Origin of the sequence: Longimicrobium sp., assembly GCF_036280135.1 — a bacterium.
Classification (GTDB): domain Bacteria; phylum Gemmatimonadota; class Gemmatimonadetes; order Longimicrobiales; family Longimicrobiaceae; genus Longimicrobium.
Map to the genome: position 1 here is coordinate 1 of NZ_DASURI010000603.1, position 13,824 is coordinate 13,824.

13 protein-coding genes are annotated in these 13,824 nt (G+C 70.5%); 4 read left to right on the forward strand and 9 right to left on the reverse strand.

All coding sequences use genetic code 11. From position 1 onward, the window contains the following. Positions 1–105 precede the first annotated feature (105 nt). The 7 genes from VFZ20_RS19430 to VFZ20_RS19460 form a co-directional block, all read right to left on the reverse strand. On the reverse strand, positions 106–585 hold the full coding sequence (locus tag VFZ20_RS19430) for a surface-adhesin E family protein (RefSeq protein ID WP_329685593.1): 480 nt from the start codon (positions 583–585) through the stop codon (positions 106–108). Between the two features lie 27 nt (positions 586–612). Continuing rightward, on the reverse strand, positions 613–975 hold the full coding sequence (locus VFZ20_RS19435) for a hypothetical protein (RefSeq protein WP_329685594.1): 363 nt from the start codon (positions 973–975) through the stop codon (positions 613–615). A 137-nt stretch (positions 976–1,112) separates the two neighbouring features. Beyond that, positions 1,113–2,087 carry a phosphate acetyltransferase gene (pta, locus tag VFZ20_RS19440; protein ID WP_329685595.1) on the reverse strand — a complete coding sequence of 325 codons (975 nt, stop codon included), beginning with the start codon at positions 2,085–2,087 and terminating at the stop codon, positions 1,113–1,115. Between the two features lie 8 nt (positions 2,088–2,095). Beyond that, the gene (coaD, locus tag VFZ20_RS19445; protein ID WP_329685596.1) at positions 2,096–2,596 is read right to left on the reverse strand and encodes a pantetheine-phosphate adenylyltransferase; all 501 of its coding nucleotides are present in this window, start codon (positions 2,594–2,596) and stop codon (positions 2,096–2,098) included. Then, positions 2,593–3,120: a 16S rRNA (guanine(966)-N(2))-methyltransferase RsmD gene (gene rsmD / locus VFZ20_RS19450; RefSeq protein WP_329685597.1), complete on the reverse strand. Its 528-nt coding sequence runs from the start codon at positions 3,118–3,120 to the stop codon at positions 2,593–2,595. Before rsmD ends, coaD begins: the two co-directional genes overlap by 4 nt. A gap of 450 nt (positions 3,121–3,570) precedes the next feature. Further along, positions 3,571–5,298 (reverse strand): single-stranded-DNA-specific exonuclease RecJ, encoded by a 1,728-nt coding sequence (recJ, locus tag VFZ20_RS19455; RefSeq protein WP_329685598.1) that lies wholly within the window; start codon positions 5,296–5,298, stop codon positions 3,571–3,573. A 64-nt stretch (positions 5,299–5,362) separates the two neighbouring features. Beyond that, a complete protein-coding gene (locus VFZ20_RS19460; RefSeq protein ID WP_329685599.1) occupies positions 5,363–5,527 on the reverse strand; it encodes a hypothetical protein in 165 nt (54 codons plus the stop codon). A 156-nt stretch (positions 5,528–5,683) separates the two neighbouring features. On the opposite strand from VFZ20_RS19460, the gene VFZ20_RS19465 reads away from it, so the two are divergent. Beyond that, positions 5,684–6,253 (forward strand): GNAT family N-acetyltransferase, encoded by a 570-nt coding sequence (locus VFZ20_RS19465; protein ID WP_329685600.1) that lies wholly within the window; start codon positions 5,684–5,686, stop codon positions 6,251–6,253. Positions 6,254–6,409: 156 nt separating this feature from the next. On the opposite strand, the gene VFZ20_RS19470 is transcribed toward VFZ20_RS19465, so the two are convergent. Then, a complete protein-coding gene (locus VFZ20_RS19470) occupies positions 6,410–7,150 on the reverse strand; it encodes a GNAT family N-acetyltransferase (protein ID WP_329685601.1) in 741 nt (246 codons plus the stop codon). 525 nt (positions 7,151–7,675) lie between these two features. On the opposite strand from VFZ20_RS19470, the gene VFZ20_RS19475 reads away from it, so the two are divergent. From VFZ20_RS19475 to VFZ20_RS19485, 3 genes are all read left to right on the forward strand, one after another. After that, a complete protein-coding gene (locus VFZ20_RS19475; protein WP_329685602.1) occupies positions 7,676–10,969 on the forward strand; it encodes a SusC/RagA family TonB-linked outer membrane protein in 3,294 nt (1,097 codons plus the stop codon). 22 nt (positions 10,970–10,991) lie between these two features. After that, positions 10,992–12,431, forward strand: coding sequence for a SusD/RagB family nutrient-binding outer membrane lipoprotein (locus VFZ20_RS19480; protein ID WP_329685603.1), 1,440 nt, complete (start codon positions 10,992–10,994; stop codon positions 12,429–12,431). A 94-nt stretch (positions 12,432–12,525) separates the two neighbouring features. Next, positions 12,526–12,984 (forward strand): hypothetical protein, encoded by a 459-nt coding sequence (locus tag VFZ20_RS19485; protein WP_329685604.1) that lies wholly within the window; start codon positions 12,526–12,528, stop codon positions 12,982–12,984. 187 nt (positions 12,985–13,171) lie between these two features. Here VFZ20_RS19485 and VFZ20_RS19490 read toward each other — a convergent pair whose 3' ends face one another. Then, positions 13,172–13,624, reverse strand: a complete 453-nt coding sequence (locus tag VFZ20_RS19490) for a hypothetical protein (RefSeq protein WP_329685605.1) — start codon at positions 13,622–13,624, stop codon at positions 13,172–13,174. Positions 13,625–13,824 lie beyond the last annotated feature (200 nt).

Consider the following 13,824-nt stretch of genomic DNA (forward strand, 5'->3'; position numbering starts at 1 on the left):
TTTTCACGCAGAGGGAGCAGAGGCAGCAGAGTACCCCATCCCCTGCCCGGGCCGGCTTCCGCGCGGGGAGGCCGGGTTTCGGCCGATCCGGGGATACGGGATGCTTCAGCGGCGGGCGCGGAGCACGGGGCAGGCGGCGCGCATCGTCCGCTCGCCGATGGACTCGGGGACGGCGCTGTCCCACTCCTGCCGCGCGGGAGCAATCTCCACCGTGTCGATCACCCGGCCGCCGTTGTACGTGGTCACCTCGATCATCCGCATCCGCAGCCCACGGCAGTCGTAGTCCACGCGCGTCAGCGTGGCGTCGTACCACTCGCCCTCGCTGTCCTGCAGGGGCGCCTCGGCCTCCCACTTCTCCCACACGCGGAATACGTCGTTGCCCAGCGCCGTCAAGCGCGTCCGGTCCACCGACACGCGCCGGCCCGCGCCCTCGTACGCCACCAGCCAGCGCGTCTCGTCGATGGGCGGGAACCCGCCGGCGGACGGCGCCCGCCGCGTCCCATCGCGCACCTCCTCCCACCCCGGGCCGCTGAAGAGCACGTTCACGGCGGACTGCGGGCTGTTCTCTACCGGCCCCGCCAGCACCACCGTCAGCGCGGACGTGCCCGCGTCTCAGTACTGCGCGGAGTCCGTCTCCGTCGTCGGCGCGCCCACGCGGCCGCGCACGCTGTCCGTCAGCGCGTGGTACAGCATCCGCGCCTGCCGCGCGCTCCCCTCGTTGATCACCATCACCGCCACCAGCCGCCGCTCCGGACCCAGCACGGCGATGGTGCTGGGCTCACCCTCGGCCCAGAAGTACAGCCGGCCCTCCTCCTCGTCGCGCAGCTCGTATCCCAGCCCGCGAAAGACGGACACCACGCGCGCCCGCGGCTCGCCCCACTGCAGACCCTGGTACGTGAACGTCTGCGCCGGCGCCACGCGGGGGAGCACAGTAAGCGCCAGGAGGACGAAGAGCGTGCGGAGGATGATCTTCATGGGACGGATGGACCGCGGATGATGGGGATGACGGCGGATCGGATGGAGTATCGGCCGATGCGCCACCCGGCGGAGCGGAGGGGCTCCCCCCGGGTGACGATCGTCGTGCGGCAGCGGAAGAGGCGGATCGATGCGGATCAGCCGGCGAGCAGGCCCGTGATGCAGGCGACGTTCACCACGTCGTCCGGCGTGGCGCCGCGCGACAGGTCATTGCACGGCCGCGCCAGCCCCTGCACGATGGGGCCGACGGCCTCCGCGTGCGCCAGGCGCTGCGTGAGCTTGTAGGCGATGTTCCCCGCGTCCAGGTTGGGAAAGATCAGCACGTTGGCGCGGCCGGCCACGGGCGAGCCCGGCGACTTGCGCTGGCCGATGCTCTCGATGAGCGCGGCGTCCACCTGCATCTCGCCGTCCACGGGAATGCCGGGCGCCTTTTGCCTGAAGATCTCCAGCGCCTGCCGCACCTCGTCGATGGTCGGGCCCTCCGCGCTCCCCTTCGTGGAATAGGAGAGAAAGGCCACGCGCGGGTCGTCTCCCACGACGCGGCGGCGGACGTCCGCGGCGGCCACGGCGATGTCGGCCAGCTGCTCGGCCGTGGGGTCGGGGACCACGGCGGCGTCGGAGTACGTGAGCACCTCCGTGCCCTGGCCGCGAAAGTCCGGCACCACCATGTAGAACGACGACGACACGGTCCTGATGCCGGCCGCCGGGCCCACGGCCCAGAGCGCGGCCCGCAGCACGTCGCCCGTGGTGTTGACGGCGCCCGAGACGCACCCGTCCATCTCTCCCGCCGCCACCAGCAGCGCGCCGAACAGCAGCACGTCCGCCGTGTGGCGATGCGCATCCTCCTCCGTCATCCCCTTGGCCTTGCGGCGCTCGTACAGCCGCGCGGCCAGGGCGGGGCGTCGCGGGTCGTGCGCGGGATCCACCAGCTCCACGCCCGTGGCGCCCAGCCGCTGCAGCTCCGCGCCGATCTCCGGCCCGCCGAGCACCGTCGGCCGCGCGAGGCCGTCCCGCGCCAGCTGGGCGGCGGCCACCAGCGTGCGCTCGTCCATCCCCTCCGGCAGGACGATGCGGCGCGGGTTGGCCTTTGCCCGCGCGCGGACGCTTTCCACGAATCCGCTCACGACGCCCCCCCGAACCGCTCGTTCAGCCGCCGCAGCACGTTCTGGGGCACAAACGGCGACACGTCGCCCTTGAGCGCGGCGATCTGCCGCACGAGGGACGACGACAGGTAGGAGTGCTCCAGGTCCGGCGCCAGGAACACGGTCTCCATCCCGTCCCACAGGCGGCGGTTCATGAGCGCCATCTGGAACTCGTACTCGAAGTCGGAGACGGCGCGCAGACCCCGGACCACCATGTCCGCGCCCTGCGCCTTCGCGAAGTCCACCAGCAAGCCCTGGAATGAGACGGCCTGCACCCGCGGCTCGCCGGCGAAGGTCTCGCGGATCATCTCCACGCGCTCGTCCACGCCGAACATGCCGCTCTTGACGTGCGTGGCGCTGTACGCAACGGCCACCAGCACGCGGTCGGCAAAGCGCAGGCTGCGGCGGATGATGTCCACGTGGCCCAGCGTGATGGGATCGAACGATCCCGGGCAGACCGCGATGCGCTCGGCGCTCATTCAGGCGCGGGGATGAAGGTGAGGGAGGTGTCGCCGTAGCGGCGCGTGCGCGCGCCCGGCAGCTCGGGAAGCCGGTCGCCGCGCCCGTGCTCGATGCACAGCAGCGCGGCGAAGGGCGTGCGCGAAAATGCATCGGCCAGGGCTTCGGCGAAACCCTGGCCGTACGGCGGATCGGCGAACGCCACGTCAAAGGCGCCGGCCGGCAGCGCGGACGCGTACTTCACGGCGTCCGTCCTGACGATCTCGGCGCGCGGGGCGGCGCCCAGCGACTGCAGGTTGGCGCGCAGCACGGACAGCGCGGGCGCGGCCTGCTCCACGAACACGGCGTGCTGGGCGCCGCGGGAGAGCGCCTCCAGCCCCAGCGCGCCGCTGCCGGCGAACAGGTCCAGCACGCGCGCGCCGGGAAGAAAGTCCGCGACGGCGCTCATCCACGCCTCGCGAACGCGGTCCGTCGTGGGCCGCGTGGCCCGCCCCGGCGGCGCCGCGATCCGCCGTCCCCCCCACTCCCCCGCGACGATTCGCAACTGGCTCTTCGTTGATGAAGGTCAGATCGCGCCGGCAGCAACCGGCCCCCACCCCGCCGTCCTCACGACTACGCGAGGAGAGATCGTGCACGTCGGCGGGGCGTCTTCCACGGGCGAGAGCCCCCTCCCCCCGCCCCCTGCCCCCGCTGCGCGGGGGAGGGGGAGAACTGGATCGGCATCAGCCGAATTGATTTCCTGAGGGAGGCGCCGCGCGATCCACGCCTTCGCACAGGACCGTGGCGCCCGACCGAAGGATCTTCTCCCCCCGTGCTCGGCGCCTGCCTCACGCCCGGATGTCAGCGGGCCGGCGTTCGTCCGGTTCGCTGGCTCCGAGTCACGCGGACAAGATCCTTCGGGGCCGCACGCATCACGCGCGGGCAAGGATCGTGAGGGCCCCTCAGGATGACAAACCGGGGCTGGAGGCCGATGATCCGGCATCCAGCGGTCGTCCTACTCCGCCGGGCGAAAGTCCACGAGCTTGGCCTGGACGGTCGTGCGGCCGTTGAAGTGGTTCTCCTCCAGCTTGAACGCCACGTCCAGAAGCTGCGAGCCAAAGCCCGGCTCCTTGCTGCGCTCGCCCATCCCGAAGCCGATGGCGTCCAGCCGCGACCCGTACGCCCCCAGCGTCATCTTCAGGTGGCCCGAGCCCACGACGCGGTGATCCGCCACGGCCACGCCCCGCACGGCGAACACGGGCGTGGCGTTGCCCATGCCGAACGGGCCGGCGTGCCGCAGCATCCGCACCAGCTCGTGGTCCGCGTGGCGCAGCTCCATCTCCAGATCGATGCGCACCTCGGGCACCAGTTGCTCCTCCGTGAGCCGCTCGCGCGCCAGGGCGTTGAACGCGTCGCGGAAGGGATCCACGTTCTCCGCGCGGATGCTGCACCCCGCCGCCACCTTGTGCCCGCCGAAGCGCACCAGGTGCTCCGAGCAGTCGCGCATGGCCTCGTACAGGTTGAAGGCGTGGATGGAGCGCGCGCTCCCCTTCCCCTCGCCGTTCTCGTCCAGCGCGATCATCACCACGGGGCGATGCAGCCGCTCCACCAGGCGAGACGCGACGATGCCGATCACCCCCGGGTGCCAGCCGGCGGACGCGAGCACGAGCCCGTAGTCGCGGTCCGGGTCGTAGCCGATCTCCAGCGACGCCATGGCCTCCTTGAGGGTCTCGCCCTCCACGCTGCGGCGCCACTGGTTGTCGGCCTCCAGCGTGTGGGCGATGCGCTCCGCCTCGGCGTCGTCGTCCGTCAGCAGCAGCTGCACGCCGCGCAGGGCCTCGCCCATGCGCCCCACGGCATTGATGCGCGGCGCCAGCACGAAGCCCACCTGCGACGCCGTGACCTCGCCCTTGTCCGCCAGCCCCGTCACGCGCATCAGCGCGCGCAGCCCCGCGTTGGGCGTCTCGCGGAGCACCTTGAGCCCCCAGCGGACGAGCGCGCGGTTCTCGCCCCGCAGCGGCGCCACGTCCGCGATGGTGGCCACGGCCACGAGGTCCAGGAAGCTGTGCAGCCGCTCCTGCGGAAAGCCCACCTCCGCCGCCAGCGCGCAGCACACCTTCCACGCCACGCCCACGCCCGCGAGCCCCTTGTCCGGGTAGCCGCAGTCGCGCCGGTTGGGGTTGACGACGGCCGCCGCGTCGGGCAGGTCCGGCCCCGGCGTGTGGTGGTCCGTGACGACGACGTCGATGCCCGCGGCCCGCGCGCGGCGCACGGCCTCGTGGGCCACGATGCCGCAGTCGCAGGTGAGGATGAGGGTGGCGCCCATGTCCGCCGCCGCCCTTACCCCCGCGTCCGACAGGTCGTAGCCGTCCACCAGGCGGCGCGGGACGAACGGCTCGGCTTTCGCCCCCATCATCCGCAGCGCGCGGACGTACAGGGCCGTGGCGCAGATGCCGTCCACGTCGTAGTCGCCGTGGACGAGCACGGTCTCGCGCCGTTCGATGGCGAGCGCCAGGCGCGCCACGGCCTCGGCGGCGCCGGCCAGGCCGGCGGGCGGGTGGATGTGCTGCGGCGTGGGACGCAGAAAGCCGCGCGCGTCCTGCACCTGGCCGTATCCGCGCTGCACCAGCAGGCGGCACAGCGTGGGCGGCAGGCGCAGCTCGCCCGCGAGGCGGTCTACGGCGGCGTGGTCGGGCGCGGCGGGAAACACCCAGCGGCGCGCGGCGGCAAGGACGGCGGACATGCGTACAAAGTTGTACCCGTTTGCCCGCCCGGGCAACCCGTCGCCGCCGCCCGGCCGTTCCCCGTCAGCGGGCGAAGATGTAGACGGCGAGCGCGGCCACGATCAGCACGCTCACGATGAGCGTGATCACCTGGGCGGCGCTGCGGCCCGGGCCGGGCACGGGGTCCTTCTGGTGCGGAACGGGCTGCGATCCCCCGTCGAACGGCGGCTCCTTGCGGTCTTCGGCCACGGCGGTCCTCTCCGGCTCGGTCTGCGTCAGTGTGCATCGGGAGCGGCGCCGGATTCGCAACGGGCATGCCCGGCTTGATCCTCCGCGCCGGCGCTGTACCTTGACCGGTCGAGGAATCCGAATCATCGCCCCCCATTTCCGTCCGCCCGCACAGCCATGACCCTGGATTTGCCCGTGCTGACCTCCCCGCGCGTGATCGTGCGCCTTGCCGAGGCCGCCGACGTGCCGCAGGTGGTGCGCTACTTTCGCGACAACCGCGAGCACCTGGCCCCGTCACGTCCGCTGGTGGGCGAGGAGTTCCACACCGAGGGGTTCTGGCACGCGCAGGTGCGGGCCAACCTGGCGGAGTTCCGCGAGGGAAAGAGCGTGCGGCTGTTCCTGTTCGACCGCGCCCGGCCGGAGCGGGTGATCGGCAACGCCAACTTCACGCAGGTGTTCCGCTCGCCCGCGCACTACTGCACCCTGGGGTACGGGCTGGACCGGGAGTACGAGGGCAAGGGGATGATGCGGGAGGGGCTGGAGACGGCCATCGAGTACATGTTCGGCCCGCAGAACTTTCACCGCGTGCAGGCCAACTACGTGCCGCGCAACGAGCGCAGCGGGGGGCTGCTGCGGCGGCTGGGCTTCGTGATCGAGGGATACGCGCGCGACTACCTGCTGCTCAACGGCCGCTGGGAGGACCACATCCTCACCAGCCGGACCAACCCGCACTGGAAGGCGCGGTAGGGGAATCCGGCGGACGAAAGACGGACGGTGGATCAGGGAGGGGCCCGGCCTGGATGAGCGAAGGACGCGCATCCCCTGCACGGCGAGCGAGATCCTTCGTCCGGCGCCATGGGTTCATGCGCGGAGCGGGGTTGCGCGCCTCCCTGGCGCAGGGAATCAACGCTCCAGCCCGGGACCGGTTTCCCCGGCGCCTCGAAACAGCGCCAGCTCGTCCACGGGCGCGAAGCCCAGCTTGCGGGCCAGCCGCCACGACGCCGGGTTCTCCACCACGGCGCCCCAGACCGGCTCCCTGCCCATCGTCCACATGTGGCGGACCACGTGCGCCACGCACCGCCCCGCCAGCCCGCGCCGGCGAAACTCCGGCAGGGTGTCGATGGAGATGTCCCACAGCGTCTCCGTCACGGACGCCGGATAGCAGAACGAGACCGCCCGCCCCTCCACGAACCCCGCCGCGATCGGCTGCCCCTCCCCCTCCGCGTCCCCCAGTTCGCGACGCAAATCCATCGAAAGATCCACGAGCGTCTCCAGCTCGCCCGGGCGGAGAAAGCGCACCCCGTCATCCGGCGCGGGAGGCAGACGCGACGGGTCGCGCAGGCGGTGCAGCACGGCACGCGTTCGCCTCCAGCCCGCCAGGGCCGCCGCGACCCCGTCACCCTGCTCCGGCGCGCAGATCACCTGGGCATCCGCACGCAGAGTCAGAATTACGGATCTGATACGTTCTTTATCAGCCGGCCCCACGACCGCCAGCAGGCTCCCGTCCGGCTCCCGCAGAAGAAAGGAAAAGGCCGGTCGGTGTCGCAGGCCCATCACCTCGCCGCGCCCGTCCAGCAGCGAGGCACGCACCTCCACCCAGCGTGGCAGGTCCGGCAGCAGCGCGGCGATTTGGATGGATTGCATGGCCTGGGAACAAACATGTGTAGGTGGCGTAGGAGGCGTCCCGGCTGGAATGCCGGCGGGACGCAGAAAAGTTCCCGCGTGGACGAATTGGCGATTTGCGTCCTGAATTATGTCATCAGCCAGGGCCGCGCCTTTTTGTTCTGCAACCGAATATATGGCGCGACACACGCGAGTTCGTTACACTTTCCTGCATCGAGCACGCACGGACGCGCCGGGACGGAGGGGATGGCCCTGGCGGCGCGGCTAAATTTTCAGCACACAGCAGGGGATCCGGGCACCCGTCCGGCTCCCCCGGTCCGATGATCACCGCGCGCCCGCGGGCGCGGATTGCCACTCCAGACGAGGGTACAATTGGCCACCGCGTAGTTCAAAACACCCTGAAGACCCCGGTCGGCACGTTCATTCGGACGTACGATCACCCCCGGCACCGCGCGTTCGGTGACGGATCAGGTGGGTAGCAGGCCGGGAGAACACGTTTCGCGACGGCTCACCGAGGAGCCGTCTTTTCCACAGGGAGGTTTCAGGATGAGAAGGTTCCGTCCGCTGCTGGCGGCCGCGGCGCTTGTCTTTGCGCCGGCGGCACTGTCCGCGCAGGGACCCGCGACGGTCCAGGGCCGCGCCAGCAATCCGCAGGGCCAGCCGGAGGCCGGCGTGCTGGTGCGCATCGAGAGCCTGAACGTGGGCGCCACCACCGGCCCCGACGGGCGCTACACCATCACCATCCCCGCGGCCCGCGTGGGCACGGGGCAGACGGCCCAGATCAGCGCGTCGCGCGTGGGTCTGTCCACCGTCACGCGCAGCGTTTCGCTCCGTCCGGGCGCCACGCTCACGGAAGACTTCCAGATGGCGCCCAACACGCTGCTGCTGGAAGGCGTGGTCGTGACGGCGCTGGGCCTGGAGCGCCAGGAGCGCGAGCTGGGCGTGAGCACCACGCAGCTGGCCGGCGAGGACCTGTCGCGCGTGGAGACCAACGTGGTGAACGCGCTGAGCGGCAAGGTGCCGGGCGTGAACATCACCAACAGCGGCCCCCAGGGCGGCTCGTCGCGCATCGTCATCCGCGGCGAGAACTCCATCACGGGCAACAACCAGCCGCTGTTCATCGTGGACGGCGTGCCGGTGGACAACTACAGCACCGGCGGCAACCTCAACACCGGCCAGGGCGGCTTCGACTACGGCAACGCGCTCCAGGACCTCAACCCGGAGAACATCGCCTCGGTCACCGTGCTCAAGGGGCCCAACGCCGCGGCCCTGTACGGCTCGCGCGCCAGCAACGGCGTGGTGATCATCACCACCAAGAACGGCTCCACGGCCGGCGGCCGGCCCGAGATCACCGTCAGCCAGAACGTGACCTGGGAGGACGAGCTTCGCCTTCCCCAGTACCAGAACGCGTACGGCCAGGGCATGGCCGGCCAGTTCTCGTTCTTTGACGGCTACGACAACGGCCTGAACGACGGCGCCGACGTGAGCTGGGGCCCGCCCCTGGACGCCGGGCTCATGATCCCGCAGTACAACAGCCCCATCGTGAACGGCGTGCGCCAGCCCACCCCGTGGGTGTCGCATCCCGACAACGTGGACCAGTTCTTCGACGTGGGCCGCACGCTCAACACCAGCGTGTCGGTGGCGGCGGGGAGCGAGCGCATGAACGGCCGCTTCGGCTTTTCGCGCATGGACCAGGACGGCATGGCGCCCGGCTTTGGCCAGGAAGCCACGACGCTCTCGTTCAGCGGCGGGCTGGACCTCACGGACCGCCTGGACGTGAACAGCAGCGTGCAGTTCGTGCAGCGCGAGGGCCACAACCGCCCGGGCGTGGGGTACGGCGAGGACAACCCCATGTCGCAGTTCGTGTGGTTTGGCCGCCAGGTGGACGTCAAGGACCTGGAGCGCAACTGGAACCAGCCGCGCGGCAGCGAGGAGCCCGGCAGCATCGCGGGGCTGCCGTACAGCTGGAACTACTCGTACCATCCCAACCCGTACTTCCTGCAGCTGGCCAACCGCAACACGGACGACCGCAACCGGCTCATCGGCCAGATCTCGGCGTCGTACGAGTTCCGGCCGTGGCTGCGGGGCCTGGTGCGCACGGGCACCGACTGGTACCAGGACTCGCGCCAGAAGACGTACGCGGCCGAGGGCAACGCGGCCAGCGGCCTGTACACCACGAACCCGCTCACGCTGAACCGTGAGTACGTGGGCCAGAACGGCGCGTTCGCCAACTGGGACATCGGGTTCCAGGAGACCAACACGGACTTCCTGCTCACCGCCAACCCCGAGATGGACGGGGCGTTCAGCGCGAGCGCGACGTTCGGCGGCAACCGCCGCGACGTGAACCGCACCCTGGACTACACCTGGGTGGGCGACCTGGCCGCGCCGGGCATCTTCGACGTGTCCAACGCCGCCATCACCCCGGACCCCTACAGCTACGACTCGCGCAAGCGCGTGAACTCGCTGTACGGCCAGGCGGACCTGGGCTACAACGACTACCTGTTCCTGACCCTCACGGGCCGCAACGACTGGTCGTCCACGCTGCCCGAGAGCAACCGCTCGTACTTCTACCCGTCGGTAAGCGGCAGCTTCGTGTTCAGCGACGCCCTGCCGGCGCTCCAGAACAGCAGCTGGCTCAACTACGGCAAGCTGCGGGCGAGCTGGGCGCAGGTGGGCAACGACACCGACCCGTACCAGCTGGTCAACACGTACCTGGCCGACGAGATCTTCAACGGCCTGCCCACCTTCTCCATCCCGGGCGCGCTGCGCAACTCCAGCCTGCGCCCCGAGATCACCGAGTCGGTGGAGATGGGCGCGGAGCTGGGCTTCTTCGACAACCGGCTGGGCCTGGACGTGACGGTGTACGACAGCCGCACGCGCGACCAGATCATGCCGGTGGAGATCTCGCGCGCCACGGGCTACACCAGCCGCTTCATCAACGCCGGCACGGTGCGCAACCGCGGCGTGGAGGTGCTGCTGCGCGGCGAGCCCATCCGCTCGGGCGACGTTCGGTGGGAGACCACCCTGAGCTGGTCGGCCAACCGCAGCAAGGTGCTGGAGCTGGCCGACGACGTGGAAGGCCTGGAGATGACCAACGGCGACTTCTGGGGCGTGCAGCAGTTCGCGCGCGTCGGTGAGCCGCTGGGCCAGCTCATGGGCACCGCGTACCAGCGCGACCCCGACGGCAACATCATCGTCAGCAGCAGCCTGGGCGTGCCGCTGTGGACGAACGACCGCCGCGTCATCGGCAACTTCAACCCCGACTGGCGCGCCGGCATCGGCAACCAGATCTCGTACCGCAACGCGCGCCTCAACGTGCTGTTCGACATCAAGCACGGCGGCGAGATCTACTCGGTGACCCACATGTTCGGCCGCTACGCGGGCGTGCTGTCGGAGACCGAGGCGGGCCGCTGCACCCCCGCGGGCGATCCGGCGCTGCCGGGCTACCCCACGTGCGACGCCAACACCGGCATCGTCTTCGAGGGCGTGAACCGCGTGATCAACGGCAGCGACACCACCTACGTGCCCAACCAGAAGGTGGTGGACGCGCAGACGCTGTGGGAGTACGCGTACTCCGTGAACGAGGCCCACATGGTGGACGCGGGCTTCGTCAAGCTGCGCGAGGTGACCCTGGCGTACGACCTGCCGGGCCGTTTCACGGACCGCCTGGGCGTGACCGGGCTGCAGCTGGCGCTGGTGGGCCGCAACCTGGCGCTGTGGACGGAGAACGACCACATCGACCCGGAGAGCGCGTTCGACAACTCCAACGTGCAGGGCTTCGAGTACGCGCAGATGCCCAGCGCCCGGAGCTTCGGCTTCAACATCACCGTGCGGCCCTGAGCCGGCGCGAGAGGACAGAGACATGCGCTTCAAGAAGATGCTCACGGCCGTCCCGGCCCTGTCGCTGGTGCTGGCGGCGGGCTGCGACGACGGCCTGACGGACATCAACAAGAACCCCAACGCCCCCGAGGACGTCCCGGTCGAGGTGCTGCTGGCCAGCGGCATCTGGGACGCCGTGGACCCCAGCAACGGGGTGGGCGGGTTTGGCCCGTGGACCACGCTGTACCACACGGAGCTGTGGGCGCAGCACGTGGCCCAGTCGGCGTACAACGACGAGGACCGCTACACGCCGCGGGCCGGCATTCCCACGGAGATCTGGGAGAACTTCTACGCCGGCACCCTGCAGGACCTGCTGCGGGTGAAGGAGATGGCCGACGAGGCCGACGACGACAACCTGTGGGCCGTGGCGGAGATCATGTCCGCCTACGACTTCATGATGCTCACGGACCTGTTCGGCGACGTGCCCTACAGCGAGGCGCTGAGCCTCGAGGCCGACATCCAGAACCCCAAGTACGACGCGCAGGCCGACATCTACCCCGACCTGCTGCGCCGCCTGCGCGAGGCCGTGGCGCGGATCGACGCCAGCGCGGAGCTCTCGGCCGCCGAGGGCGACCTGCTGTACGAGGGCGACATGCAGGGGTGGGTGAACTTCGCCAACTCGCTGCGCATGCGCATTGCCATGCGCATGGCCGACACGCCCAAGTCGTCGCTGGCCCGCACGGAGTTCGCGGCCGCGTGGGGCACGGCGCAGGTGATCGACGACGTGTCGGAGCAGGCGGACCTGGACTGGCCGGGCGCGCAGCCCGCGCAGAACCCCATCTACGAGCAGATCGTGCTGGGCGGCCGTCCGGGTGACTTCCGCCTGAGCCGGGCGCTGGTGGACACGCTCACGAGCTTGGCCGACCCGCGCCTGGCCGTGTTCGCCCAGCCGGCGGCCACGGATGGGGCGTACCGCGGACTGCCCAACGGGCTCACGCCCGCGCAGGTGGGCGGCACGTACAACACGTCGGGCTCGTACTCCACCATCGGCAGCTACTTCCTGCGGCCGGAGACGCCGTCGGTGCTCATGTCGGCGGCCGAGGTGCTGCTGCTGGGCGCCGAGGGGGCCCAGCGCGGCTGGATCGCCGCCAGCCCCGAGACGCTGTACGAGGCCGGCATCTCCGCGTCGTTCGAGCAGTACGACGTGGACGGCGCCGACGCGTACGTCAACCAGGCCAAGGTGACGTACGGCGGCCTGGAGGACATCTGGCTGCAGAAGTGGATCGCGCTCTTCATGGCGGGTCCCGAGGCGTTCAACGAGTTCCGCCGGACGGGCACGCCCAACCTGCAGCTCTCGGCCAACGCGTCCACGGAGACCTTCCCGGCGCGCATTCCGTACCCGCAGGAGGAGGCGCTGTACAACTCCAAGAACTTCCCGGCGAACGTGGAGATCACGACGCCGGTGTGGTTCATGAACCACTGATCCTCCCGCGGTTTTCCCACCCGGCTGGAGCTCCCCCCCGCGGGGGGCTCCAGCCGTTTCCTTATCCCACCGTACCGACGCGGGACCTTACGAGATGAAGGGCTTGAAGAAGATGATGGCCGGCGCGGCGCTCGTGCTGCTGTCGGCGTGCGCCTCGGCCGGCACGGGCACGGCGGCGGGCTCCGGCGGACGCGACCTGATCCTGTCCGACGAGATCGCCCGCAGCGGCGCCGCGGACGCGTACTCGCTGGTACAGTCCGTTCGCCCGCAGTGGCTGCGCGTGCGCGGCGACCAGGGCCGCGGGTCCACGGTGCGCGTGGGCACCACCGACCCGGCCACGGGCGAGGCGGGCGTTGGCCAGGGCTCCATGGCGCCCAGCCCCAACGTGTACCTGAACAACGCGCGCATGGGCGCGGCCGACGCGCTTCGGCAGATCCCCCTGGCCAACGTTCGGTACGTGCGCTGGTTCACCCCGGCGCAGGCCAACCTGCGCTGGGGCGCCGGCAACGGCCACGGTGCCATCCTCGTCTCCACGGAAGAGCTCATCCAGTAGCGCACGCGGACCGAGCCTGAAAGAGCAACGCGGGGCAGGCCCTCTCTCGTGGAGGCCTGCCCCGCGTCGTTTCCGGCTTCTACAGATGTATTCTCACGCAGAGCCGCAGAGGACGCAGAGTACTTCGTCGCGCGATCGAAGTTCTCTGCGCCTCTGCGGCTCTGCGTGAGAAATCAGTTCGTCTGTTTCAGGTCTGGCCCGTGCGCATGAAGACGAGGATCAGGCCGTTGGCGTGCGACTCGTAGCTGCCGCCCGGCCCGATGCCCTGCGGATACACCTCCACGCGCGACACGTCCGCCGGCGACAGCTCGTCCAGCACACAGGTGTTGGCCGCCCGCGCGCCGTCCACGTACACCGCGGGGTTGTTGTCGCCGAACATGCTCTTGCGGTTGCGCAGCATCACGCTGGGGCAATACCCGGTGTACGACACCTGCATGCTCACGATCCGGCTGCGCAGCACCGTGATCAGGCTGGTGCTGGGGCCGTCCAGCTCCCGCCCGCTCACCACGATGGCGCCCCCCTGCGCCCGGAACGCTCGATAGGCGGGGCCGGGCACGTCGTCCGGGCGCGCGCCTCCCGCGCACGCGGACAGGGCCAGCAACGATGCTGCGTGAAGGAGAACCAACCGGCGGTACCGCATGGCTGCCTCCTGCGTGAGGGTGGGTGTTTACCTCCCGTCTGCCCCATGATGCAAAACGGCCTCCCCGGCGATCTGCGCCCGGGGAGGCCGTGCTCCGTTCATCCGCCATCCGCCTGTCGCGAATGGAGATGCGCGTCGCGACTACCGTCCGCCCCGCGCCGTGTAGCCCATCACGTACCCCGTGACGAGCAGCGCCAGCG

Bases quoted from the DNA above. Each gene is read 5' to 3' on its own strand.
- VFZ20_RS19435 (WP_329685594.1), bottom strand. From the start codon at position 975: ATGAAGATCATCCTCCGCACGCTCTTCGTCCTCCTGGCGCTTACTGTG.
- coaD (WP_329685596.1), bottom strand. From the start codon at position 2,596: ATGAGCGCCGAGCGCATCGCGGTCTGCCCGGGATCGTTCGATCCCATC.
- recJ (WP_329685598.1), bottom strand. From the start codon at position 5,298: ATGTCCGCCGTCCTTGCCGCCGCGCGCCGCTGGGTGTTTCCCGCCGCG.
- VFZ20_RS19465 (WP_329685600.1), top strand. From the start codon at position 5,684: ATGACCCTGGATTTGCCCGTGCTGACCTCCCCGCGCGTGATCGTGCGC.
- VFZ20_RS19470 (WP_329685601.1), bottom strand. From the start codon at position 7,150: ATGCAATCCATCCAAATCGCCGCGCTGCTGCCGGACCTGCCACGCTGG.
- VFZ20_RS19475 (WP_329685602.1), top strand. From the start codon at position 7,676: ATGAGAAGGTTCCGTCCGCTGCTGGCGGCCGCGGCGCTTGTCTTTGCG.
- VFZ20_RS19480 (WP_329685603.1), top strand. From the start codon at position 10,992: ATGCGCTTCAAGAAGATGCTCACGGCCGTCCCGGCCCTGTCGCTGGTG.
- VFZ20_RS19485 (WP_329685604.1), top strand. From the start codon at position 12,526: ATGAAGGGCTTGAAGAAGATGATGGCCGGCGCGGCGCTCGTGCTGCTG.
- VFZ20_RS19490 (WP_329685605.1), bottom strand. From the start codon at position 13,624: ATGCGGTACCGCCGGTTGGTTCTCCTTCACGCAGCATCGTTGCTGGCC.